Raw genomic sequence first — 1,131 nt, 5'->3', positions numbered from 1 at the left:
GCGCCGACGAGCGCGGGCACGACGCCGACGAGCATGCCCTCGGCGGCGAGCAGCCCGCGCAGCTGCCCGAGCGAGGCGCCGCGCGCCGACAGCAGTCGCAGGCTGGAGCGTCCGCCCTCGAGGATCAGCCGGCAGCCGAGCACGAGCACGGCGGCAGCCACTCCCACGGGTCCGGCGACGAGCATCGCGATGACGCCCGCCGTCGAGCGCTGCTGCCCGAGCGCGGACTCGACCGTGGCGGTCACGTCGGCGTCGAACTTGAGGCTCAGGATGCCGGGCCCCTGATCCATCGTCCCGATCGCGTGCGAGACCGCGGTCAGCTTGTTCAGCGCGGCGATGGCCGCCTCGGCGTTGGCGCCGTGGATGCGCGCGGTGTCGGTGGGGTACCAGACGAGCGTCGACCGTTCGTCGCTGAGGCCGTCGATGGCGACCAGAGAGGCGGGATGCGCGTACGCGGTGCCGGTCACCCGCCGGGGCTGGTTGCCATCGTCGAAGATGAACGGCTCCAGCACCGAGGTGACGTGATCCCAGTAGGCGGACTCCGGGTCGACCGCTTCGAACAGCCCGACGAGCTCGAGTTCGACGAGGACCGCACGAGGGTCGCCCACGGTCCGGACCTCGCCCGTCGACCACTCGAGCTCGGCGGCCGTGCCGGTTGAGAGCACGACTTCGGTGCGGGTGCGCGTCGGGTCCTCAGGGAGGTCGCCGACCGCGGGCTCCGGCATCCGTCCTTCGACGATGCGAATCTCGTCCTCGTATGCCGGGTCGAAGGCGATGGTCGCCGCGCGCGTGCCGTCGCCCTCCCAGAACCGGTTCTCGAGGCTTCGCGTGACCATGCGCCCCGCGCCGAGCACGTGGGGGAGCGGCGCGTCGGCGCTCGCGCGGATGTCTTCGACCGAGGCCGAGAACGGGCCCCACATCTCCTCCGTCGTCGCCGGCTCTTCGATAGGCCCGGTGCCGAGCTGCGGGAATCCGACCGAGCCACGGTTCTCAGACACGACGTCGCGCACCGTCGGCGGCACCGCGTCGAGCCGGTCGCGCAGGGTCGCGTCGCCGAGCACGCTCAGCGCGACGGGCGCGGCGGCCGCGAGCACGGCGAGCACGAACACGAGAAGTGCCACGATCGCGCCA

General features: G+C 72.6%; 1 pseudogene. It reads right to left on the bottom strand.

What is annotated here, in order from left to right:
• Nucleotides 1-1,131 (bottom strand): annotated as a pseudogene (locus tag EIO58_RS19120) (ABC transporter permease); the annotation flags it as partial.

Origin of the sequence: Microbacterium sp. CPCC 204701 (assembly GCF_004010105.1) — a bacterium.
In the GTDB taxonomy this organism is placed as follows: Bacteria; Actinomycetota; Actinomycetes; order Actinomycetales; family Microbacteriaceae; genus Microbacterium.
The sequence above is the reverse complement of the archived record's forward strand: the minus strand, read 5'-3'. Positions and strand labels throughout refer to the sequence as shown.